Origin of the sequence: Cyclobacterium xiamenense, from assembly GCF_900109255.1 — a bacterium.
Classification (GTDB): domain Bacteria; phylum Bacteroidota; class Bacteroidia; order Cytophagales; family Cyclobacteriaceae; genus Cyclobacterium; species Cyclobacterium xiamenense.
Genome location: NZ_FNZH01000008.1, coordinates 65,101 through 88,737, shown reverse-complemented (window position 1 = coordinate 88,737; position 23,637 = coordinate 65,101). Strand labels below are relative to the sequence as shown.

Genomic DNA, 23,637 nt, shown 5'->3' with positions numbered 1-23,637 from the left:
TCGGTGGAGATCCGATTAAAACTAAAAAAATAATTTTTAAAACAAAAATATTTTTGCTTTTTTTCTGGAAATAAAAAAAGGGCAGCCCTCCCTTGCGGAACGCTACCCTTCATGTACCTGTGGAATAGGGTGTTGATTACAACCTATTTCGCGTAGTTTACCGATCGCATTTCCCGGATGACGGTAATTTTGATTTGCCCGGGATACTGCATTTCCTTTTCGATCTTCTGGGAAATTTCGAAGGACAATTGACTAGCCGTGGTGTCGTCTACATTGTCGGCATCCACCAGCACGCGCAACTCCCGACCGGCCTGCATGGCAAAGCACTTATTGACGCCATCAAAACTCAGGGCCAAATCTTCCAGGTCCTTGAGGCGTTTGATGTAACTGTCCATGATTTCCCTTCTCGCTCCGGGCCTGGAACCGGAAATGGCATCACAGGCCTGCACGATAGGCGAAAGCATGGAGGTCATTTCGATCTCGTCATGGTGCGCTCCGATTGCATTGACCACTTCCGGATGTTCCTTGTGTTTTTTGGCGAGCTCCATACCCAAAATAGCGTGGGGGAGTTCTGCTTCTTCGGGATAAACCTTTCCGATATCGTGGAGCAATCCGGCTCGTTTGGCCAGTTTGGCATTGAACCCCATTTCTGCAGCCATGGTTGCACACAATTTGGCCACTTCTCTGGAGTGCTGCAGCAGGTTTTGTCCGTAGGAAGAGCGAAAACGCATTCGACCTACCATTTTGATCAATTCCGGATGCAATCCGTGAATGCCCAGGTCGATACAGGTTCGTTCTCCTATTTCTATGATTTCTTCGTCAATATTTTTCTCGGTTTTGGCCACCACTTCCTCGATCCGGGCCGGGTGAATCCTCCCGTCTTGCACCAGACGATGCAAGGACAAGCGGGCCACTTCCCTTCTCACCGGGTCAAACCCGGAGATGATGATTGCTTCCGGAGTATCGTCTACCACGATCTCTACTCCGGTAGCTGCTTCCAACGCCCGGATATTTCTACCTTCTCTACCGATAATTTTACCCTTCACGTCATCGCTCTCGATATTGAAGACCGAGACACAGTTTTCGATCGCATGTTCCGTAGCCGTGCGTTGAATGGTATCCAATACAATCTTCTTGGCTTGTTTGGTGGCACTGAGTTTGGCCTGATCCAAAATATCCTTGATATGGGAGGAAGCCTTGGTCGCCGCCTCGTCCTTGAGCATTTCGATCAATTGTTCGCGTGCCTCTTCCCGTGTGAGAAAGGCCACTTTTTCAAGATCAGTGATCCGCTGCTGGGTTACCTTATCCAATTCGTCTTTTCTAACCTGCACCGCATGCAACTGGGCGCTCAAGTTCTCTTTTCTACTATCCAGCTCGGCTTCCTTGCGCTTGAGCTGCTCCATTTCCTTGGAAAGGATTTGCTCGCGCTGCTTGAGCTTGTTTTCATTGGTAATGAGGATGTTTTTCTTTTTGCCTACTTCCTCTTCAAAATCCGACTTCAGACGAAGGTACTTTTCCTTTGCTTCGAGGATCTTGTCTTTCTTTAATCCCTCGGCGTTGATTTCTGCTTCACGGATGATACTTTTGGCTTTTTCCCTGGCTTCGGCTTCTAGCTTTTTACTGTTGTTCTTGATAAAAAAACCAGCCAGTAGCGCCCCCAGCAAAATGCCGATGGCTCCTGATAAAATGATGTATAGTGAGATTCCCATAGATGTAGTTGAGTTATATCTACCGGAAAAAAATTCAATGCCGCTGCGTCGGGACGTTATGCATGCTATATTAAAGTAAAGACTCCAGGCGTTGGTTGACCTGTTCGACCATCGTTCGAACCTGCTCGTCTTCCTGCCCTTGTGTTTCGTTTAGTTCGATGGATTCCACCATGCAATCAAACGCCACCATGGCCAGCAGGTCTTGCCGGTCTTCCAGACCAAACTCTTCCCTGTACTTTTTAATTTTATCGTTGATCAATTTACCCACCCGTCTGATTCTGGCCTCTTCGTCGGCCTTTACTTTCATCGGATATTCTCGGTCTCCAATTTTTATTCTGATCGAAAGTGTATCCATATTAGTCAGACAGGTACGTGATAATCTTGTCGATTTCTTTTATATAGTCATCAATTCTCCCCTTCAATTCAGCAGACGCTTTATTTTCTACCGGTATGTTTCTTACAATTTTACTAATTTTAATTTGATTTTTAAAATCTTCCAGGGCCGCTCCTTGATCCGAAAGTTGCTTTTGATAAATTAAAAGTTGGTTTTTGAGGGCAGTATTTTCCTCTTCAAGCAGCCTGACCTTCTCTTCGACCCGTTCTGCTAGCCTTTCCAACTTTTGAAGCGCCCCGTAATCCTTCATTTTATTTTCTGATCAATGCTCCTGCATTTTTTTCAAATGCGGTCATTAATTTGTGCATGGTCTTATCAATCAATTTATCCGTCAGGGTTTGTTGATCGTCCTGTAGGTAAAAACTCAGCGCATAGGCCTTTTGGTTGGGCGCTACCTTATCGCCGGTGTACACGTCGAACACGTTGATTCGCTTGAGTAGCTTTCCCCCGGCCTTGATCGCCAGCTGACGCAATTCTTCAAAACTCACCTGCTGATCAATCACTAGCGAGAGATCCCTGCGCACCTCCGGAAATTTGGAGATTTCCCGGTATCTTTCCTGTTTTTTGGCCAATTTGACCAGCCTATCCCAGTCCAATTCAGCGAAATATACTTCTTGCTTCACTCCGGCCTGGCGGGTTACGGCGGTTTCCAACAGCCCAATGTCTCCCAACTCCTGCTGGTTTACCCGCAGCGTAAGCCCGAAAGTATACGGGGCGCACTCCACCAGCTGCACGTCGGGAAGCGGTATATTTAACTTGGCTAGCAGTGCCTCGACTACTGCGTACAACTCCGGGAAGCCTGCTGGCTCCGATGCATGCATCCAGTTTTCCCGGATGGAATTTCCCGTTAGAAACAACGAAAGGCGCTTCCCCTCTGCGTAGCCCTTCTCGATCTTCGAATAGACCGAACCAAATTCAAATACCTTCAGGTCTTTTTGTCGCCGGTTGATGTTGTGTGCCAGCACTTCCAGTCCCGTGTACAGCAGGGACTGCCGGAGCACCCCGAGTTCCTCACTCAATTTATTTAAAATTACCACGTCTTTTTCTACATCCAGGAAATTTGCTTCCGAAGAATATGCAGCACTACTAAGGGAATTGGTGATGATTTCGCTGTAGCCCATACCTGCCAGGGTCTCGGAAATCCGGTATTGAAGCTTGTTTCCATCTTTTTCCGGGTGTTCTGCCAGGTATTCCGACTGATAATTGTCCTTTAGGGGTATCGCATCAAATCCGTAAATCCGTAAAATCTCTTCGATCACATCTGCTTCCCGGGTAACGTCTACCCGATAGGGAGGAACCCGTGCCAGAAATCCTTCGCTAGTTTCTTCCTCCACCCGGATGTCAAGGGATTCCAAAATGGTTTTTATCTCCTTCCGATCAATCACTTCGCCAATCAGCCGGTCCACATGCCGGTACGCTACAGGTACCGACAGATAGGTAGCAGGTGCCGGATAGTGATCGACTATCGCCGAGCTAATTTCTCCACCTGCGAGTTCGCGGATAAGCATCGCCGCCCGCTTCAAGGCAAATACCGGCATATTGGGGTCGGTGCCTCGCTCAAACCGGAAGGAAGCATCGGTTTTAATGCCGTGGTGCTGCGCCCCCCTGCGAATCACGTCCGCTCCAAAGCAGGCACTTTCCAAAAAGATTGTCTGTGTATCGTCCGTAACTCCAGAGTCCTTTCCCCCCAGAACACCCGCCATGCAAAGCCCCCCTTTGCTATCACAAATCATGAGCTCCTCTCCTGTCAGGATTCTTTCTTTTCCTTCGAGGGTGGTAAATTTGGTACCCTTTGGGAGCCGCTTGACCTGTATTTCATTTCCGGTGATCGCATCTGCATCAAAGGCATGCAATGGTTGGCCCAGATCATGCAGGATGAAATTGGTAACGTCCACGATAACGTTGATGGGTTCCAGGTCGATTGCTCTGAGGTAATTTTGAAGCCATAGGGGAGAGGGTACGACCTTCACCCCACGGATGGTCAGTCCGGCATACCGGGGACAGTCGGTCGTATCGGCCACGGAAACCGCAAAAGCGGGGCATTCCCTATCTACGGCGAAGTCCGATACATCGGGCACTACGAGTTCCTTCCGCAAAAGTGCTTTCAAATCGCGGGCGACACCCAAATGAGAAGCTGCATCCGCGCGATTGGGTGTTAGGCCGATTTCTAGCACGGCTGTTTCACTGCTTTCGATCAGGGAGCCCAGCGGAGTACCGTTTGGAAGGTCCGTATCCAAAACCAGGATGCCCTCGTGACTGCTGCCCAGGCCCAATTCGTCCTCGGCACAAATCATTCCCTCGGATACTTCTCCGCGAATTTTGGCTTTTTTTATTGCAAAGGGTTCCCCATCCGTGGGATACAAGGTAGCGCCTACAATAGCTACCGGGACCTTCTGCCCTTTTGCCACATTTGGAGCCCCGCACACGATGGGTAAAATGCGTTCGCCTACGTCCACACGCGTAAGGCTGAGTTTATCCGCATTTGGGTGCGGCTCGCAATGGATCACTTCGCCGATAACTACCCCTTTTAGGCCTCCTTTTATGGACTCATAGGTGGAAATACCTTCCACCTCCAGCCCGGAAGCCGTGAGCAAATCGGCAATCTCTTCGGGACTTTGGTCAAAAGGTAGGTATTCTTTGAGTCTATTGATCGAAATTTTCATTGTTTCAGTTTTGACTAAGATACAAATTTACGATAATTGACCTCTACTGAAAGGTTATTTATCGTAATTTTTCTCCCCTGCCCGAATAGGAATTTCAAGGATATTCTCTCGTGGAGGAATGGGGCAGGCATAATCCGGATTATAGGCGCAATACGGATTGTAAGCCAGGTTAAAGTCAATGTTGAGGGAAGATTGTCCATCCTGCCGGAGGTTTAGGTAACGCCCGCCACCATAGGTTTCGTCCCCGGAGGTTTTATCGGCAAAAGCCAGGAAAAAATTCCTCCGGTCCGCTTCGTCCTCTGCCTGTAGCAAAAGTAACTTTATGGTCTGTCCATGCAGTTCGAAAACGGCAAAGGAATGCCGGATGTATCGTTCCAGGCTGCCGTCGGTCATGGGGATTTCCAGGATCCTTCTGTCTGCTACCGGTTCCAGCCGCGCCCGTACCTTGTAGGCAGGGTCGACGGGATAGAAATCCAGGGAATCCATGTCTTCCTTTTGCTCCGCCTTTAGCGGGGAATCCAGGTTGTATTTCAGGAATTTAAACTGACGCTCCCGTTCCGCTTCAATAGTAGTTCGGTAGAACTCCGGATCCTCGGTACCTGTGAAGGTATACAGTATGGAAGCGGCGATTACCAGGGCCACAAATGCCCAAAATAGATTTTTTTTATTCATAGTGATTCATATCATGCCTTCATCTGCGAAGCTAAAATAGCCAACATCTGTGAAAATAACATGATCCAATACCGGAAGCTCCAGATTTTTGCCCACCAGACAGAGTTTCTTGGTGAGGGTAATGTCAGCGGTAGAGGGCTTGAGGTTGCCTGAGGGATGATTGTGAACCAAAATCAACGCATTGGCGAGTAATTCGATCCCGTATTTAAATATCAACTTGGGATCTGCGATGGTGGCTGCAGTCCCTCCCTGACTGATCAACTGCTTTTTGATGACCAGGTTGCTGCGATTGAGAAAAAGTACATAAAAGTATTCTACGGTTTCGTCCTGCAGTTCCTGCCGCATCAGCCGGTAAACATCCGCAGAGGAAGAAATTTTGTCTTTTTTATGGGGGTCTCCGTCTTTTCTGCGCCTGCCCAATTCCAGCGCGCTGACGATGCTGATGGCTTTGGCCTCTCCGATGCCCTTGAATTTTTTCAGGTCATTGACCGAGAGTTTGGCCAATTGGGCGAGGTCATGGTCTACACTCTTGAGGATATGCCGGGAAAGGTCCACGGCACTCAGGTGCTGGGTTCCTGAACCTATCAAAATGGCGATCAATTCTGCATCAGAAAGGTGGGACTTTCCTCTCAGAAGTAATTTCTCCCGGGGACGGTCTTCTTCCGCTAGCGCGGAAATGCGTATCGACTGGTAATTTTCCATGGCAAAAAAAGTAACTGGAACATGGCCATCCACCCCTCGCATCTAAACCCGACTTCCCCGAAAGCGGTAGATAACCCGATAAAATTAAAAAAATAATTGACATAAAAAAACCCTTACCTGTTTTTGCAGAAGGGTTTTATGATGCATGTACAAGTACCTGCCTCGTTAAAGAGAATTCACCAATTTGGTCAATTTTGATTTTTTATTGGAGGCATTGTTCTTGTGAATGACGTTTTTCTTAGCCAGTCTATCCAGCATGGAAGTTACCTGCTTCAATAATTCCTGCGCCTCGGATTTGTCTTCGGTATTTCTCAATCTCTTGATGAAGGTCCTGGTGGTTTTGGCCTGATACCTGTTTCTCAACCTTTTGGCTTCATTTGCACGAATTCTCTTCAAAGCCGATTTGTGATTTGCCATATGCTTGCTATACGATTAACTAGTTTCCTGATTCTTTATGGACCGCAAATTTAACCGTTTAATTTATAAATACAAAACATTTTTCCAAATATAGGAACCGTGGACGCTGCATATTTCCCCGATTTTAAGTACTTTAGATCGGGTTTTCGTCTTAATTTATGCGATCGGTAGTTTTGGTAATCGTTTTTCTGCTTTCTTTCACGCGGCTTCCGGCTTGGGGTTTTTATGCGCATAAACTCATCAACCAGCAAGCGATCTTCTCGCTGCCCCCGGAGCTGATGGTGTTTTTTAAGCCTCAGGCGTCCTTTCTCCGGGAAAAGGCCGTAAACCCTGATCGGCGACGGTACGCGGTAAAAGGTGAGGCGGAGAAGCACTTCATCGATCTGGACGTCTACGGGGACAATGCACTGCAGGTATTGCCCCGCTACTGGTCAGATGCCGTGGACCTTATTGGCGAGGACAGCCTGCGAAAATCAGGGATCGCTCCCTGGAGCACCTACCGAACGTTTTTACAACTGGTTCGGGCATTTGAACGAAAGGAAGCAGAAAACATTCTCCGCCTGGCCGCAGACCTGGGGCACTACCTGGGAGACATCCACGTTCCCCTGCACACCACCAAGAATTACAACGGTCAATTCACCGGTCAATACGGAATTCACGGGTTTTGGGAATCCCGCCTCCCGGAACTTTATGCGGAAAGCTACAACTTCTTTGTCGGTAAAGCCGAATACGTCAAGGATCCACAGCAGGCTATCTGGTACACCGTCGGCCAATCGCATGCCGCGCTGGACTCCGTGCTGGGGTTTGAAGCTGTTTTAAATAAACGATTTGCCGAAGACAAAAAGTACAGCTTCGAGGAACGCGGCGGCATCAATACCCGCGTGTATTCACGGGCCTACAGCGAGGCCTATCACCAAATGCTGGCCGGGCAGGTGGAACGACAAATGCGGAAAACCATAAAACTTATTGCCGACTTTTGGTACACCGCCTGGATTCTCGCGGGACAGCCTGATCTCGACGGTAGCACGCCCAATATGCCAGAAAACGAAGACGAACCCGGGGCTCCTGCCGATCCTACGCTAAAAATACGGGACCACGAGACCATTTTCAGGAATCCACCAGCACATCTTTCGAGGAGTTTAAGTACGTATGTATGCTCCGCGCCAGCCGCTCGAACGTATTTCGAAAGACGTCCTCGTTTTCTTCCAATAGGGTGACCCGAAACCCGCGTAACTCCGAACAAAAGGAACTAACAGGCACCACACAGATCCGCTCGGCCGCCAGTAGGTGATACACAAACCGTTTGTCATGCGGCATTTCTTTTTCCTGAAGCCATTGGTCCAGGTGCTTTTGGACGCGGGCATCCGGAATGGGTAAAAACTGATTTTCGTCCAATACCCCTTCTTCAAATATGATGGTGTTGTAAAAAGCCCCTTTGGTTTTATTGAATTTGATCCCCCGGACCTGGCCGAGTACCTCCTCCATGATGCGACTGCGGATACCGATGGCTGCATTGGCCGTCTTCCGGTATTCCCGATAAGCAGGGTGGCTCATGATTTTCGGAATGGCAAGTTGAGGAAGAGTGGTGGAACAAACCTCTATCATTTTGGCGTTTTCCAGGGTCGTGCATAACTTGGTAAACTCCTTTGATGTATGCTGGTTGTAAAACTCCATCCAGCCGCAGCGCGATCCGGGCCAGGGAAATTCCTTGGAAATTCCTTTGAGCGAAATACCGGGCAGGTCATTGCCCAGTATCTCTGCCAGGCTAATGGCCTCGTATCCATTGTAGGTAATGTTTTGGTAGATTTCGTCGGCAATCAGCAACAGGTTAAATTCCCTGGCAATTTCCACAAACCGATCCAATACCTCCCGGGGATACACCATCCCGGTGGGATTATCCGGATTGATGATCAGGATACCCACGATCGAGTCATTGTACTTTACCTTATTGTACAGATCCTCCATATCCGGGTACCAGTTATTGTCCGGATCCAGGTTGTAGGTTAGGGGTCGGGTATTGGCATGGGCTGCCTCTGCGGAGCTATGTGTAGAATAAGCCGGAGAGGGACCGATTATCCGGGCCGTTGGAATCAAAAACTGATACAATTTGGCGATGCCGTCACCCAGACCATTGAAGAATAAAATGTCTTCGGGACCAATTTGTACCCCTCCCTTTTGGTTGGTAAGGTTCGCCAAAAATCTACGGGTAGCCATCATCCCTTTGCTGTCGGCATAGCCGTAGGTTTGATCCTCCTGCACCAGGCTACTTACGATTTCTTTCATCCACTCGGGGATGGTATTGTTTTTTTGGATAGGGTCTCCGATGTTTTCCCAGGTAATGGGGTAGCCCAACTCCTCGATCATCCGGGCTTTTTTTACAATGCCCCTTATCTCGTAATTCAATTCTCCAGCGCCCGGACGCAATAACAATTGTCTCATCATAACTTTCCCGAAAAGGTACAAACCAGACACAAAGAAACAAAAAAGCAAAACAACCTGTATCCCCATACAAAAAAAAAGCGGAGGGCCTCAAAGGGCTTACCGCTTTTTTTGCTAGCAAGATTCGGGGAACCTTCCGGGAAGCCTTTTTGCTGATTCCCTTTACCGATCGCAAACAGAAGACAAATAGATCTGCCTGCTGCCTCTTTTTCTGCTTATTTCAATTTTTTGTACTTGATCCTCCTGGGCATGGTGTCTCCCAAGCGCTTTTTCTTGTTTTCTTCGTAGTCCGAAAAGTTGCCTTCAAACCAATACACCGAGCTGTCGCCTTCGAAGGCCAGGATATGGGTGCAGATTCGGTCCAGAAACCAACGGTCGTGGGAAATGATCACTGCGCATCCGCCAAAATTTTCCAGGGCTTCCTCCAGTGCACGCAACGTGTTCACATCCAAATCGTTGGTTGGCTCATCCAGGAGCAGGAGATTCCCGCCTTTTTTGAGGGTCATGGCCAGGTGCACCCGGTTCCTTTCACCTCCGGAAAGAACGCCTACTTTCTTTTCCTGATCTGCTCCTCCAAAATTAAAACGGCTTACGTATGCCCTTCCATTGATCTCCTTCGATCCCAATTGGATGAATTCGTTCCCGTCGGTTATGGTTTCGTACACGGACTTTTTCGGATCCAGGTCATCGTGTTCCTGGTCCACGTAGGCGATTTCCACTGTTTCACCGATCTCAAAATGCCCGGAGTCGGGTTTCTCACTACCCGTAATCAGGTTAAAGAGCGTGGATTTACCGGCACCATTTGGCCCGATCACGCCTACAATCCCTCCTTGAGGCAGCGAAAACGTAAGGTCGTCAAACAATAGCTTGTCGCCAAAGGCCTTGGAAACGCCTTTTACCTCGATCACCTTGCTTCCGAGACGGGGTCCAGGGGGAATGTATAATTCCAATTTCGATTCTTTTTCTCTTCCTTCTTCGCCCACCAGTTTTTCATAGGCACTCAATCGTGCCTTCCCTCTGGATTGCCGGGCTTTGGGAGTCATGCGAATCCATTCCAGTTCCCGCTCCAGGGTTTTCTGTCTTTTGGAAGCTGTTTTTTCTTCCTTTTGTAGGCGCTCCTGCTTTTGCTCCAACCAACTTGAATAGTTTCCCTTCCAGGGAATCCCCTCGCCCCTGTCCAATTCAAGTATCCATCCGGCTACATTGTCCAGAAAGTACCGATCGTGTGTCACTGCGATCACGGTCCCTTTGTACTGTTTGAGGTGCTGCTCCAGCCACAAAACAGACTCGGCATCGAGGTGATTGGTGGGTTCATCCAGCAGCAATACATCGGGTTCCTGTAACAGCAAGCGGCAGAGCGCTACGCGTCGCTTTTCTCCACCCGAGAGGTTTTCTACCGGGGCATCCGCAGGTGGCAGCCGGAGGGCATCCATCGCTTTTTCCAGCATGGTTTCAAGTTCCCAGGCATTGGCAGCATCAAGTTTTTCCTGAACTTCGCCTTGTTGGTCGATGAGTTTATCCATGGCATCGGGATCTTCCATGAGCGCTGGATCCATGAATTTTTCGTTGATTGCTTCAAACTCCTTCAGCAATCCAATGGTCGCCGCTACGGCTTCTTCCACGACTTCCTTAACCGTTTTGCCGGGATCGAGTTCGGGCTCTTGCTCCAGCATGCCAACAGAATAACCGGGAGACCAGACCACTTCCCCCTGATATTCGGTGTCTTTCCCTGCGATAATCCGAAGCAGGGAGCTTTTACCGGATCCATTCAGACCCAAGACACCTATTTTGGCCCCATAAAAAAACGATAGATAAATATCTTTTAGCACTTTCTTCTGTGGAGGGTAGATTTTTGAGACTCCCGCCATAGAAAAAATTATTTTTTCGGTACTCATGGTTCTTTTGCGTTTAATTCAATCAACAAAGATGGTAAAAAATCCGCTTTCTTAGGATAAATGAACCATTATTAATTAATTTGCAGAAATTGGAAAAACCACTTCAAAATTACAACCAACCCTGCTAATCATGACGGATCATCCCTATGGGTATATAAAAGACGGAAAAATTTACTTGAAAGGTTTTTTGGGCCAGGAGGACCGGATTATTGGAGAGGTGAAGGAGGATGAGGCTTCCACCATCCGCTATTTCGAAGACCGATTTGAGACCGTAAAAACCAAGGTAGAAAAACTGAAACAGGACATCCAGGAAAACCAAAACAAGGGGTCCTTTCTGATGAAGCTGATTCACTTGAAAAACGCTTTGATGCACTACGATGGGCTGGGAGACTTCCCTGCGCTCATCCAAGAGCTCGAGGAGCAGGAAGCCTACCTGGAAGAAATCATTCAGGCCAATCGGGAAAAAAACCTGGAAATAAAGAAAGCGCTGATAGAAGAGGCCGATGCAATCAAAAACAGCACCGATTGGAAAGAGGCTTCCGAAGCGTTTAAGGAGTTGAAGCTGAAGTGGCTCAAAACCGGGCCTGTAGACAAAGAAATCCAAGATGAAATCGAAGGGCAGTTTCAGGCTATTCTTGATGTCTTTTACAGTAACCGCAAGAACTATTTTGACGGGTTGGCATTGCAGGCAGAACAGAACATCAAGGTTTACGAGAGCTTGCTGGAACAGGCCAGGGAAGCGCACGACCTGCCCGATGCAAAAACGGCTTTTGAGATCAGCAAAAAGATACAAAAGCAATGGAAAGCATCCGGTAGGGTTCCAGCGGCCAAACGACAGCCGATATGGGATGAATTTAGCAAGTTAAACAACCGGATTTTTAGCCGATACCGGCGAATGAGCCAGAATGCCCCTCGTCTCAGCCCGGGATTGATGATCAAAAAGATCGAAAAATTAGCCGAAGAAATGAAGCTTTTGTCCAAAGGTGCCGTGGACGACAGCAAACTGGCGCAGGCAAAACGCCTACAGGCGGAATGGAAAAAACTTCCCCCAAAAAAACCCAGAAACGCACAACAAAGTATTGGCGCTTTCGTATTCTTTTCAGAAATCGTCTTCGAGAAATCCTTTCTGGACAAATTGTGTCATTCCAAGTATCCCGGCTTTGATGAAAAAGATCCGTCGGAACAGGTGGTAATCAAGTCCGGATTGCTCAAAGACCTGATCGCGAGGGACCAACGGGAGTTAAACACCGTTAGAGAAAATACGGACAATTTCCGCACGCAGGAAGACGATTTTGACCACATGATGCGGCGAAAAATTGCCGCCCACAAACGAAAAGTGGATGTCAAAAACCACATATTAAAAGAACTTACAAACAATTGATTCGTAATTGTTTGAGTTTTGAAAAGAATTTCTATTTTTGCACCCCGTTCAAGGGGACGTTTAAATTTGTGTAGACTATGTATTGGACTTTAGAACTTGCCTCCTATTTGGAAGACGCTCCGTGGCCTGCCACTAAAGATGAGTTGATTGACTTTGCTATCCGGTCGGGAGCACCACTGGAGGTTGTAGAGAACCTTCAGGAGCTGGAGGATGACGGCGAACCTTATGAAAACATAGAGGAAATTTGGCCGGATTATCCGACAAAAGATGATTTCTTCTTCAACGAAGACGAATATTAAACCGAAAGCCTTCCCCTGTGGAAGGTTTTTTTTGTTTCTCTTTTCCGACCTGCGACCCTCTATTCAACCGCGTTACTTTCGTTCCTAGATACGCAGGGCTTTCCTCAACTTACCCATACCCGTTTTGCTTACCGGCAGGTGGGTTCCCTCTTTTAGGTAGACCAGGAAATTCTCCTTCTGAAAGGGCTCAATTTTACTGATCATGGAGACATTGACCAAATACGATCGGTGAATCCGTGTAAATTCATTTGGATTCAAGACCTTCTCAAAATACCCCATGGTGCCCAGCTTCAGGTAACCTTTGCCTTCGCATACGATCTTGACGTAATCCCCCTCCGCAGAAAAATAGGCGATCGCATCGATCGGTAAAATATGGATATTGTTTCCTGCTTTGACGACTACCCGTTGTAGATAATCCCGGGTAGCGCGCTCCTCACCGATCGCACGCAGCCCGGCTGCCAATCCGTACGGCTCATGCATCTCCCGGCTGACTTTTTCCAGCGCCTGCCGCAAGCGATCGCGGGAAAACGGCTTCAGTAAATAATCGATCGCTTGCTGCTCAAAGGCACGAATGGCATAGGTGTCGTAAGCGGTAGTGAAGATCACTTTCGGTGGCTCGTCGAGCAACTCCAGTAACTCAAACCCGTTGATCTTCGGCATCTCAATGTCTAAAAAAACCAGCTCGGGCTTTAATTCGGAGATACCTTTGAAGCCTTCGAAGCCATCCTGAAAAGCACCCACCAGCTCAAAATCCGGAAAGGACGCCAGGTAATCTGCCAACAGCTCCCGGGCCAGAGGCTCGTCATCGATAATTACACATCGTATCATGTCAACCTGTCTGAGGAATTTTAATCGTTGCGCTAAAAACTCCCTCGGTATTCCGAATCAGTAATAAGTCTTTCCTTCCAAAAATAAGGAACAACCGACGTTCCAAACTTTCGAGGCCAAATCCTGTGCCAGCAGCCGTTCCTAACGGATTATCAGTAGGGTTTTCCACGGTCACTGACAGCAGCTGCCCTTCCTTTTTTGCCTCAATACGAATCAAAATATCGCCCGTCATCCCATACAAGCCATGCTTTACTGCATTCTCTACCAGGGTTTGAATCAGAAGCGAAGGTAACTTCAATGCATCGGCATCGCTGGGGACCACCAGTTCGTATGCCAGGCGCTGACCAAACCTGATTTTTTCAAGTTCGAGGTATTGGCCGATTACATTCATTTCCCGGGTTAAGCTTTCCCATTTCCTGGGGTCCTTGTTCAGGTTTTCCCGGTAAAAATCAGCAAGCCCTTGCACCATTTCCCGTGCTTTTTCCGGTTGCCTTGCCAGTAAGGCATTAATTGAATTCAGACTATTGAATAAAAAATGGGGCTGCATCTGTTGGCGCAGGTAATGTAGCTCTGCATCTGCAGAAAGCTTTTGCCGCAACTCTCCCCGCTGCATCTGTTGAAATTCGTTGACGGAGGTTTTCCCAGACAGGATAATCAATCCCGACAAATGGAACAACAATAGTCCAACGATAACCCGAAACGGAAGGGATGCTTCGAAAAGGGCTAAAAATTCTGGATTACCCAAAAGCGCACTCTTCCATAGCAACCTGCAACAAAAAACAAGCCCTATGCTAATGACCAGGGAAAACATCAAGGCAGGCCAGGTTTTGAACTTTCCGCTGGGGTAGTAATACAGCATGAGATTCAAAAGAAATACCCCTAGACCAAAGGCCAGCGTACTGGTAATGGCATCCTGGATTGCCCACTCCCACTGCTGGTGCCAAAAAAAAGAACAGGCAAGCATACCCGTAAAGACCAGTAGCAGGAATGCCAGGTGATCCAAGGGCTCGCCCGTCAGTTTATGGATTTTCAGTTGGTTATCCATGGGTAATCCATCCACTAATAGGAAGAAATCTCTATGCCGCCAAAAATAACCGTCCCGGAAATCACCAACCGCTTTTGAGGATCCTGAGTGGCTTGGTGAAAGTGGCGTTTGTCTTCGACTCCCGCAGCCAGGTTACTAACCCCCAACTGTACGTCCCAATGGGGCGGCACAATGAGTTTGACTCCGCCGAATACGACAGAAACCTTAAGAACGGCCTGCGCTTCTATATCTGCATGCATCAAATCTATATCGGAACCCCCAAATACGGTGGTGATTTCCCCTCCTTTGAAATGCTTGGACATGACTTTGCGTTTCAGACCACAAAACAAGGCCTCCACATTGAGGTAATCGGAGCTATTCGTAGGCTCGCCCTCGGTGTCATTTTCTGTACGGAGCTTTTTTTCCCACTTATCGTAATTGCCCTCCCAGTCCGTCCAGTTGATCGCGGGGTTTTTGTTCTTTTTAAACAAAATAAACAACCCCAGAAAGATAAGTGCCAGCGGCAGCAGGTAAGGCCCGATTTCGAAAGGCAAAAACACCTTGTCCCTCAATAAAAAAAAGCCTCCAATAACCAATAGCACGACCGAACCGGTATTCTGAAAGCCGTTTTTATACCCGGAATACAACCCGATCGCGATTAGGATCATCGGCCAGGAAAAAATCCACCCGGGAATGAGTACGCCGATCTGTTTTAATAGGAGCAACGCTCCAATGACTAAAATCAGCACCCCCAGTGCGTGATTTCCATTTCGTATGTTTTTCATGGTTTCACTTATTTTACTTTTAAGGCAAGTTAGCAGAATGCTCGGACGAAATAAAGTGTCTATCTGCCAGGTACCTCCGAAAATCGATAAGCGACCGGATTTATCCGTTAAATGCCGCCATCCCCTTTAGTCAGCAGGTAATTCGCATAATCCAGATCCTCGGGACTGGTCAATTTGATGTTTTCCGGATTTCCCGGTATGAGACAAACCTCCCAACCCATGTGCTCGTAGACGGTGGCATCGTCGGTAAAAAAATCCTGCTCTCCAGCAGCAAATGCCGCCTTAATTTTTGAAAGCTGAAAAGTCTGTGGAGTCTGTACGAGCCGAAATTGTCCCCGGTCCCGAAATACGGATATATCCGGTCCCTGCATTTCCCGAATGGAATCCTTCAACGGCACCACCGCTACGGCACTGCCAACGTCTGCGGCCACTTCGTAGCTCCGAAGGATTACCTGTCCGTCTACAAAGGGCCTTACCCCATCGTGGATGGCTACCAATCCGGATTCCTCCGAAATACTGTCGAGTCCGTTGCGCACGCTGCCAAACCTGGACGTGCCACCTTTCACCAATTGGTGCGGAAGGGTAAAACCATGGGATTCGCAGAGGGATCTCCAAAAGGAAAAATCGCCCTCCGGCAAGACCAAACGAAGCTGAATGGCGGGATCAAGGGCGTAAAAACGAGCCAGGGTGTGCATCAATACCGGCTTCCCTCCTATGGGCAGGTACTGTTTGGCGATCTTTGCACCCATACGGGTGCCCGCGCCCCCGGCGACAATGATGGCATACCTTGTCTGATTTTGTATCATGGTCGACATCAACTTACCAATAATTTGGAACAAACCAGGGCTGAGAGCACCTCCCGGCGGCCCTCGTAATCCACCGTCATGTTCTTGTCGTACACCTCTACCTCCACTACCTGCACCTGCACGCCCAACGCCAGCTCCTTACTATTGAGGTATCGGAGAAACTCATCCGAGGTATGCGCCAATGCTTTCAGTTCTACCTTTTCCCCCGGCTTGCAATCGGAGAGCATCCGGTATTCCAAAATGGCAATATGCCCCTGTTTGTTGGGGATGGGCGAACCATGAGGATCTCGCTGCGGATGCCCCAGCAACTCGTCCATCCGGTCGAAAAATGCAGGGGATTGTATGTGCTCCAGTTGCTCCGCAATATCGTGCACTTCTTCCCATCCAAAGCCCATTTTTTCTACCAGATACATTTCGGTCAGCCGGTGCTTTCGGATGATCATGGCAGCCGTTTGTCGCCCTTTCTCAGTAATCTTGAGCGGCTTGTACTTTTCGTACTCCAAAAGTCCCATCCCGGCTAATTTTTTTACCATGCTATTAACGGAGGGCAAACTTACTTCCAGCGCCTGTGCAATACCTGTGGTGTTGACTTCATCAGTAACAATGGCCTGATTGAAAATCACTTTGAGGTAGTTTTCTATGGATTGGCTGTTCATGCGTGAAACTTTACGGGCAAAGATAAAAAATTATTGAAATAAATTTGTTAGTCAATGCTAACTATTTAAATTTGCCTTAACTAATTACCAATGGCGGCGATAGCCTCCGTCTGATCAGCAATGGTCTGGTAATGGCCCACACCTATGCCTGATTCGGCGAAACAGGAACCCATTGCCGCCCTACTCAATACCTACACCGTATGTTAGACACAATTATCGACTATTTGGCTAGTATTTCGCCCGTGAAGGCTGCCTTTCTGGCCACCCTGTTTACCTGGCTACTTACCGCCGTTGGTGCCGGATTTGTTTTTTTCTTCAAACAAATGAACCGACCGCTTTTAGACGCAATGCTGGGCTTTACGGGCGGAGTGATGATCGCCGCCAGTTTTTGGAGTTTGCTGGCTCCGGCGATCAGTATGAGCGAGGGAGAGGGGTTTATCAAGGTGATGCCAGCTGCTCTGGGTTTTGTGGGAGGCTCGCTGTTTATTTTCTTTCTGGATAAGGTATTGCCCCACCTGCATGTCAATTTCAAAAAAGCCGAGGGGATCAAAACCCCCTGGCAGAAAACCACTTTGCTGGTACTGGCAATCACCATGCACAATATACCCGAAGGCCTGGCAGTAGGCGTTTTGTTCGGTGGGGCTGCCTCGGCCATGCCGGAAGCCACCATTGCCGGAGCAGTAGTCCTGGCGCTGGGCATAGGCCTGCAAAACCTTCCCGAAGGAATCGCTGTGGCTGTACCGCTCCGACGTATGGGGATGAGCCGCCGAAAAAGCTTTTTCTTCGGCCAATCCTCAGCACTGGTGGAACCCATAGCAGGGGTGTTGGGAGCGGCAGCCATTACCATCTTTACCCCGGTGCTTCCCTATGCGCTTGCCTTTGCGGCTGGGGCCATGATATTTGTGGTCATTGAGGAAGTCATCCCGGAAACCCAGCAGGCGGGAAATACCGATCTGGCCACCCTGGGGTTTATCGGCGGTTTCACCATTATGATGATTCTGGATGTAGCCCTGGGCTGATTTACCGGCTTTAGCTCTCTTTGTAGACCTCGGGATTTACCGGATAAGGCAATTCTTTCCCCTGCAACCCTGCAATGATATTTTCCACGGCACAACGGGTCATGGCATCTCTGGTCTCTTTGGTAGCAGAGCCGATGTGCGGAAATACCACAGCATTGTCCATGTCAAGCAAGGGGTTGTCCGGATGCATGGGCTCGGGATTGGTCACATCGATTCCTGCACCCCAAATGATTCCGTCTCGGAGAGCTTGCGTCAATTCATCTTCGTTGTGTACCCCTCCCCGGGAGGTATTGATAAATAAAGCGGAGGATTTCATCTTTTTAAACTGCTCCATTCCAAACATACCCCTGGTATCTTCGGTAAGCGCGGTATGCACAGATACGACGTCGCTTTGCGCGAGCAGCTCGTCCAGGCTTACGCGTTTGGCTCCAAACTCCCGCTCGGCTTCCGGATTTACACCCCGATTGTGGTACAGGATATTCATGTCCCAGGATTGGATGCAAATGCGGGCCAGTTCGGCACCGATCCTACCTAAGCCGACAATTCCCAGCGTTTTTCCCGCCAGGTCGATGCCCAATCCCTCGGTAGGTTGGGAGATGCCCCATTGCCCCTTTTTGATTTTTTTGTGATGAAACAAGGCCCTGCGGGCCACGGTGAGCATCAGCAAAAGGGCGGTTTCGGCCGTAGCTTTGTTCAACACATTCGGGGTATTCCCTACGGGTATCCCACGCCGGGTAGCCGCTGCCACGTCTACCCCGTCAAAACCAACGGAGTGCAAGGCGACTACCTTCAAATGTCGGCACTGATCAAAAAAATCTGCATCCAGGCCTGCCTGACCGGCACTCAAAAAGGCGTCGTGCCCTTTGCAAAACTGAATGGCTTGCCCCCTATCCAAAATGGGTTTTTCCTTCCACACCGTGTACTCCAGTCCCGCTTCTTCCAACATGCGGTATCCGATTGCCGGAATGATTTTATTGATAAATACTTTCATAGACAGATGGGTTGGACCGCAGCGAGCAGAAGTAGTCCGGCACACTGCGGTCTTTTTGGCTTTTTATTTTACGTACCGGAAATCAAATTTTTGGTCAAAATCATCCAGAAATCCAATCATCAGGGCGATGACGTGCTCGATGTCTTTTTTACTCGCCGTCTCCACGGTGGTATGCATGTATTTCAGCGGAAGGGAGATTAAAGCCGATGGGACACCCCCATTGGAATAGGCAAAGGCATCCGTATCGGTACCGGTGCTTCTGGAGGAGGCGGAGCGCTGAAAGGGAATGTCTCGTTTCTTGGCGCTATCGATGATCAGATCCAGCAGTTTTTTATGCACCGCAGCCCCACAGGTCAAAACCGGGCCGTTTCCGGCGGTATAATCCCCGCTGGTAATCTTATTGTACATCGGTGCAGTGGTATCGTGGCACACGTCCGTAATCAACGCGATGTTGGGTTTGATCGAAGCGGCGATCATTTCGGCCCCACGCAAACCGATTTCCTCCTGTACGGCGTTGACGACATACAGCCCAAACGGCAATTCCACTTTTTCCTCGCGGATTTTTCGGGCTACTTCGGCTATCATGTATCCGCCGATGCGGTTATCGAGTGCTCTCCCGGAGTAGAATTTATTGTTCAGATCGGTCAATTCATCTTTAAAAGTAACCACACAGCCCACGTAAATCCCCATTTCCAGCACCTCGTCTTTAGACCGGGCACCCACATCGATAAAGATGTTTTCCATTTTGGGGGTCTCCTCTTTGGCCTTGTCGCGCACGTGAATGGCGGGCCATCCAAATACACCTGGCACCACCTTGTCATCCGTGTGGATGTTTACCCGCATGGAGGGCGCAATCATGTGATCCGATCCCCCATTTCGGATGACGTAAATGTATCCCTCCGGTGTGATGTAATTTACAAACCAACTGATTTCGTCCGCATGTGCCTCGATAACCACCTTGAAGTCTGCCTTTGGATTGATTACGCCTACTGCCGTACCGTAGGCATCCGTAAAATAATCGTCCACAAATGGGCGGATATAATCCAGCCAGATCTGCTGACCCGAGGCCTCAAATCCGGTAGGTGATGCATTATTCAGGTATTCATACAGGAATTTTTCGTTTGTCTCCATAGTTCATTTTCTATTAGCAATAACTCCAGGCTTACCGCCATGAAGGGCTAAAATTACAGATAAGATGGGGTTGAAAAAAACCAGCGGGACATTTCCTGGCTATTTTTCGAATATACGGGATGGGGTTAGCTGGTTTTTAGATAAACTTTCTATATTCGCAGAAACTTTTGAAAACCAGGTTCATGAAAAATAAGGCCGCAGTCATTGACATGGGCACCAATACCTTCCATTTACTCATGGTTGCGTTGGGTGAAGGAGGTTTTGAAACCCTGTACAAGGAAAAGGTACCGGTGAAAATCGGACAGGGAGGCATCCAGCAAAACCTCATCCTTCCGGATGCCCAAAAACGGGCCCTGCACACCCTCCACCATTTCCAGCAGTTGATTCGCGGGGAAGAGATTGAGCCGGTTTTCGCCTTCGCTACCAGTGCCGTGCGCAACGCGGAAAACGGATCATCCTTCGTAAAACTAATCCGGCAGCAGACAGGCATTGCCGTTCAGGTAATCGACGGAGAGCGGGAAGCAGAACTGATTTACAAAGGAATACGCATGAGCGGCTGCCTGGACAGCGGCAATGCCCTGATGATGGATATAGGAGGTGGGTCCGTCGAATTCATTGTCGGAAATAAAGACACCATCCACTGGAAGGGGAGTTTTGAAATTGGCGGACAGCGCATGCTGGATCGTTTTCACTACCACGACCCGATTTCCAGGGAGGAGACCGACAAGCTTTACCAGTATTTGTCACAAGAGCTACACCCCCTGCTTGCCGCCATTCGGGAATTTCGACCCAGCCAATTGGTAGGAGCTTCTGGAACGTTTGATACGCTTACCGATATTTACCTGGCTTCCCGTCAGGAAAAAAAACGTCGGGAGGTGCACCGGCATCGCTTGCCAATTGATGCATTTTATGAAATTTCCGATCGGCTGATCCAATTGCCTAAAAAGGAACGGCTCGAAATCCCGGGAATGATCCCCATGCGGGTAGACATGATCGTGGTGGCCTCCTGCCTGATCCGGTATATCCTACGCCAGATTGATTCCCAAGACATGCTTTGTTCCACCTATTCCCTTAAAGAAGGGGCCCTGGCGGAAATCCTGGAAGGGGTGGGGGTAAACTCGGACCTTACCGTCGGGATCGGGGAATAAATGGGGACAATGTTTTCCCATTACTTTTACTTTTTGCATTTTTGCACCCGTACAAGTACCCCTTTTCGCTTTATTTATGAATTTTAGCTTCGCTCAGTTAGAAAATTTCACCATCCATATTTTGCAAAAAATAGGCTGCTCCGAGGAGGACGCCCGTACCGCCGCACGCGTGCTTTTGGCTGCCGATGTGCGGGGCGTGGATTCCCATGGGGTGGCCCGCCTTTCGGGCTATGTGCGGCTCTGGGAGGCCGACCGAATCAATGCCCGTCCCAATCTGCGCATCGTGCACGAAACGCCGAGTACGGCGGTGGTAGATGGAGACGGAGGTCTGGGCCTGGTGGTGGCACCCTTTGCTATGCAAGTAGCCATTGATAAGGCAAAAAAAGCCGGGACCGGATGGGTGTCCGTTAAACATTCCAACCACTACGGAATTGCCGGAATTCATGCCATGGAAGCATTGAAGCACGACATGATCGGGATTTCCCTGACGAATGCCAGCCCCCTGGTAAGTCCCACTTTTTCCAGGGAGCGCATGTTAGGAACCAACCCCATTGCGGTGGCCATCCCGGCAAACAAGCAACCCCCATTTGTGCTGGACATGGCTACGACTACCGCAGCCAATGGTAAATTGGAAATTCTACAGCGGAAACAACAGGAAGCTCCTCTGGGATGGATACAGGACCGGGATGGAAATCCCACTACCAGCCCGCTTGGTGTCAAAGACGGTGGCGCCTTGTTGCCGTTGGGCGGCGATCGGGAACACGGGTCCCATAAAGGATACGGGCTTGGCTCGGTGGTAGACATATTTTCGGCGGTACTATCCGGAGCCAATTACGGCCCCTGGGTTCCGCCTTTTGTGGCCTTTCTTGAACCGCACCCCCATCCGGTGGGAGAAGGACTCGGTCATTTTTTTGGCGCCATGCGCATCGATGCCTTTCGACCAGCCGACGAATTCAAAACGCATATGGATCAATGGATCGGGCGTTTCCGAGAAGCCCTACCAGTAGCGGGTCAGGAGAAGGTGCTGATTCCCGGAGACCCGGAGCGGGAACTGGAGGCACAACGCATGCAGGAAGGCATTCCCCTCCTGGAACCGGTCATAGCGGATCTAAAGGCACTGGGTAAAAAATTTGACGTGGAATGGATCGCATAAGGCATCCGTCGTCAACAAGTAGCGCTCAACCGCTCGTTTCCCCCAACTACCCCTGGAGATCGAGTCAACGGGTCAGAGAGATGAGTTTCCTCCGGAGAGTAGGCCGGGTAGTCTGTCATGGGGCTAGCACCAATGCGACTTTTCTTTCGCTAAAAAACCCCCTTCAACGATGAAATCGAGGGCCTTTTTTAAAACCCTGGGACCGGGGATCCTATTTGCCAGCACGGCAATCGGTGTTTCCCACCTGGTGCAGAGCACACGTGCCGGTGCGGAATTCGGGTTTGCCCTGGTAGGTTTTATCCTTGCTGCCAACCTGTTTAAATGGCCCACGTTTGAATTCGGCTCCCGGTACGCCTCCGCTACCGGGCGCTCGCTAATAGACGGCTACCAGCTCCTCCACCCCGGATACCTCAAAATGTATCTGGGTATCAATTTGCTTTCCATGTTTTTTGTAAATGCTGCCGTCACCTATGTTGCAGCCGGTTTTCTGCAGTTTCTTTTTGGAATCGAGGTTCCTGCCACCTACTATTACCTGCCTTCTTTGGTATTACTTGCCTTCACATTTTTCTTTCTGGCGCTGGGCCGCTATGCGCTATTGGACGCTGGTATTAAAGTCATCGGCACCTTCATGCTGCTCAGTACCTTACTGGCATTTTTTATCGCACTTTTTAATGGACCCGAAAAGCCCTTGGTGATACAGCCCCTGGCGGAAATAATCAGTCCGGCTACCCTACCATTCATTATCGCGCTCATGGGTTGGATGCCCTCTGCCATCGACTCCTCTACCTGGAACAGCCTGTGGACGACCGAGCGAATCAAGCATAGCGGGTACCGGCCGACGGTAAAGGAAACCGTTTTTGAATTCAACCTTGGCTATTGGGTTTCCGCAGCATTGTCCATTTGTTTTGTGGTATTGGGGGCGTTCCTTTTATACGGAACCGAACGTGTGCTTCCCAATAACAACGTGGGTTTTGCGTCGGGAGTAGTGAGCCTGTATGCAGCCAACTTGGGGGCCTGGACCTTTCCGATCATCGCTGCCGCGGGCTTTACCATCATGCTTGGAACATGTATTGGCGTAATGGATGGCTACGCCCGGTCTACGGCAAGGGCGGTAGCAATTTTGCGAAACAAACCCGAAAGCCGCCGTCAATACCTTTTCTGGATCGGACTCATCGGTCTGGGAGGATTCGTTACCATCCGCTTTTTCATGACCTCCTTTACCGAATTGATCAATCTTGCTACCATCATCTCCTTTTTGATCGCGCCGATCATTGCCTTTCTCAATTACCGGCTGGTTTTCAGTGAGCACCTGTCGACAAGCCAACGTCCGGGCCGAATCACGCATGTGATTTCACTGATGGGGATTGGGTTTCTTACCCTGTTTTCGTTGGGCATGGGCGGGTACTACCTTTTCTATTGATAGTCTTTAAAAACCCCTGAGGGGTAGGGCATCCCGCAACCGTTGAAAAAAACTTAGCTTTGAATAAAGAAAGCCCGCTCCCCGGAAAATCCAGGAAGCAGGCTT

At 49.2% G+C, this 23,637-nt stretch carries 23 protein-coding genes; 7 read left to right on the top strand and 16 right to left on the bottom strand.

All coding sequences use genetic code 11. The annotated features are described in order from the left end of the window. Positions 1 to 143: 143 nt before the first annotated feature. From rny to rpsT, 7 genes are all read right to left on the bottom strand, one after another. Positions 144 to 1,709 carry a ribonuclease Y gene (rny, locus tag BMW71_RS19440; RefSeq protein WP_092177811.1) on the bottom strand — a complete coding sequence of 522 codons (1,566 nt, stop codon included), beginning with the start codon at positions 1,707 to 1,709 and terminating at the stop codon, positions 144 to 146. Between the two features lie 70 nt (positions 1,710 to 1,779). Beyond that, on the bottom strand, positions 1,780 to 2,064 hold the full coding sequence (locus BMW71_RS19435; protein WP_092177809.1) for a cell division protein ZapA: 285 nt from the start codon (positions 2,062 to 2,064) through the stop codon (positions 1,780 to 1,782). Between the two features lies 1 nt (position 2,065). After that, positions 2,066 to 2,353: a hypothetical protein gene (locus tag BMW71_RS19430; protein ID WP_092177807.1), complete on the bottom strand. Its 288-nt coding sequence runs from the start codon at positions 2,351 to 2,353 to the stop codon at positions 2,066 to 2,068. A 1-nt stretch (position 2,354) separates the two neighbouring features. After that, positions 2,355 to 4,766, bottom strand: a complete 2,412-nt coding sequence (pheT, locus tag BMW71_RS19425; RefSeq protein ID WP_092177805.1) for a phenylalanine--tRNA ligase subunit beta — start codon at positions 4,764 to 4,766, stop codon at positions 2,355 to 2,357. A 54-nt stretch (positions 4,767 to 4,820) separates the two neighbouring features. Then, on the bottom strand, positions 4,821 to 5,438 hold the full coding sequence (locus tag BMW71_RS19420) for a DUF1684 domain-containing protein (protein ID WP_092177803.1): 618 nt from the start codon (positions 5,436 to 5,438) through the stop codon (positions 4,821 to 4,823). Positions 5,439 to 5,444: 6 nt separating this feature from the next. Next, positions 5,445 to 6,140 carry a RadC family protein gene (gene radC, locus BMW71_RS19415; RefSeq protein ID WP_092177944.1) on the bottom strand — a complete coding sequence of 232 codons (696 nt, stop codon included), beginning with the start codon at positions 6,138 to 6,140 and terminating at the stop codon, positions 5,445 to 5,447. Positions 6,141 to 6,305: 165 nt separating this feature from the next. After that, a complete protein-coding gene (gene rpsT, locus BMW71_RS19410; RefSeq protein WP_092177801.1) occupies positions 6,306 to 6,557 on the bottom strand; it encodes a 30S ribosomal protein S20 in 252 nt (83 codons plus the stop codon). A 158-nt stretch (positions 6,558 to 6,715) separates the two neighbouring features. Here rpsT and BMW71_RS19405 point away from each other — a divergent pair, with 158 nt between their 5' ends. After that, a complete protein-coding gene (locus BMW71_RS19405; RefSeq protein ID WP_092177799.1) occupies positions 6,716 to 7,774 on the top strand; it encodes a zinc dependent phospholipase C family protein in 1,059 nt (352 codons plus the stop codon). Here BMW71_RS19405 and BMW71_RS19400 read toward each other — a convergent pair. After that, positions 7,665 to 8,996: a pyridoxal phosphate-dependent aminotransferase gene (locus BMW71_RS19400; protein ID WP_092177942.1), complete on the bottom strand. Its 1,332-nt coding sequence runs from the start codon at positions 8,994 to 8,996 to the stop codon at positions 7,665 to 7,667. The two genes, BMW71_RS19405 and BMW71_RS19400, sit on opposite strands and share 110 nt — an antisense overlap. Before the next feature lie 215 nt (positions 8,997 to 9,211). Next, a complete protein-coding gene (ettA, locus tag BMW71_RS19395) occupies positions 9,212 to 10,891 on the bottom strand; it encodes an energy-dependent translational throttle protein EttA (protein ID WP_092177797.1) in 1,680 nt (559 codons plus the stop codon). 130 nt (positions 10,892 to 11,021) lie between these two features. Here ettA and BMW71_RS19390 point away from each other — a divergent pair, with 130 nt between their 5' ends. Together BMW71_RS19390 and BMW71_RS19385 are read left to right on the top strand one after the other, a co-directional pair. Next, positions 11,022 to 12,272, top strand: a complete 1,251-nt coding sequence (locus BMW71_RS19390; protein ID WP_092177795.1) for a DUF349 domain-containing protein — start codon at positions 11,022 to 11,024, stop codon at positions 12,270 to 12,272. Between the two features lie 77 nt (positions 12,273 to 12,349). Then, positions 12,350 to 12,571 (top strand): DUF2795 domain-containing protein, encoded by a 222-nt coding sequence (locus tag BMW71_RS19385; protein WP_010855875.1) that lies wholly within the window; start codon positions 12,350 to 12,352, stop codon positions 12,569 to 12,571. Between the two features lie 84 nt (positions 12,572 to 12,655). Here BMW71_RS19385 and BMW71_RS19380 read toward each other — a convergent pair whose 3' ends face one another. The 5 genes from BMW71_RS19380 to BMW71_RS19360 form a co-directional block, all read right to left on the bottom strand. Beyond that, positions 12,656 to 13,399 (bottom strand): LytR/AlgR family response regulator transcription factor, encoded by a 744-nt coding sequence (locus tag BMW71_RS19380; RefSeq protein ID WP_092177793.1) that lies wholly within the window; start codon positions 13,397 to 13,399, stop codon positions 12,656 to 12,658. A 1-nt stretch (position 13,400) separates the two neighbouring features. Then, complete coding sequence (locus BMW71_RS19375; protein ID WP_143057699.1) at positions 13,401 to 14,444, bottom strand: sensor histidine kinase; 1,044 nt, start codon at positions 14,442 to 14,444, stop codon at positions 13,401 to 13,403. Positions 14,445 to 14,458: 14 nt separating this feature from the next. Then, positions 14,459 to 15,208, bottom strand: coding sequence for a LiaF transmembrane domain-containing protein (locus BMW71_RS19370; protein ID WP_092177789.1), 750 nt, complete (start codon positions 15,206 to 15,208; stop codon positions 14,459 to 14,461). Between the two features lie 107 nt (positions 15,209 to 15,315). After that, entirely contained in the window at positions 15,316 to 16,014 is a 699-nt protein-coding gene (locus tag BMW71_RS19365) for a 2-C-methyl-D-erythritol 4-phosphate cytidylyltransferase (protein WP_092177940.1), read from the bottom strand. Between the two features lie 8 nt (positions 16,015 to 16,022). Continuing rightward, entirely contained in the window at positions 16,023 to 16,670 is a 648-nt protein-coding gene (locus tag BMW71_RS19360; RefSeq protein WP_092177787.1) for a metal-dependent transcriptional regulator, read from the bottom strand. Positions 16,671 to 16,870: 200 nt separating this feature from the next. Between BMW71_RS19360 and BMW71_RS19355 the strand changes: the two genes are divergently transcribed. Further along, complete coding sequence (locus BMW71_RS19355) at positions 16,871 to 17,689, top strand: ZIP family metal transporter (protein WP_092177785.1); 819 nt, start codon at positions 16,871 to 16,873, stop codon at positions 17,687 to 17,689. 10 nt (positions 17,690 to 17,699) lie between these two features. Here the strand turns inward: BMW71_RS19355 and BMW71_RS19350 are convergent, their stop codons facing one another. Beyond that, positions 17,700 to 18,680, bottom strand: a complete 981-nt coding sequence (locus tag BMW71_RS19350; RefSeq protein WP_092177783.1) for a 2-hydroxyacid dehydrogenase — start codon at positions 18,678 to 18,680, stop codon at positions 17,700 to 17,702. Positions 18,681 to 18,743: 63 nt separating this feature from the next. Then, on the bottom strand, positions 18,744 to 19,811 hold the full coding sequence (locus BMW71_RS19345; protein WP_092177781.1) for a M42 family metallopeptidase: 1,068 nt from the start codon (positions 19,809 to 19,811) through the stop codon (positions 18,744 to 18,746). 182 nt (positions 19,812 to 19,993) lie between these two features. On the opposite strand from BMW71_RS19345, the gene BMW71_RS19340 reads away from it, so the two are divergent. The 3 genes from BMW71_RS19340 (at position 19,994) to BMW71_RS19330 (ending at position 23,532) form a co-directional block, all read left to right on the top strand. Further along, complete coding sequence (locus tag BMW71_RS19340; protein WP_092177779.1) at positions 19,994 to 20,959, top strand: Ppx/GppA phosphatase family protein; 966 nt, start codon at positions 19,994 to 19,996, stop codon at positions 20,957 to 20,959. Positions 20,960 to 21,035: 76 nt separating this feature from the next. After that, positions 21,036 to 22,112: an Ldh family oxidoreductase gene (locus BMW71_RS19335; protein ID WP_092177777.1), complete on the top strand. Its 1,077-nt coding sequence runs from the start codon at positions 21,036 to 21,038 to the stop codon at positions 22,110 to 22,112. A 169-nt stretch (positions 22,113 to 22,281) separates the two neighbouring features. Further along, the gene (locus tag BMW71_RS19330; protein WP_092177775.1) at positions 22,282 to 23,532 is read left to right on the top strand and encodes an NRAMP family divalent metal transporter; all 1,251 of its coding nucleotides are present in this window, start codon (positions 22,282 to 22,284) and stop codon (positions 23,530 to 23,532) included. Positions 23,533 to 23,637: the final 105 nt, after the last annotated feature.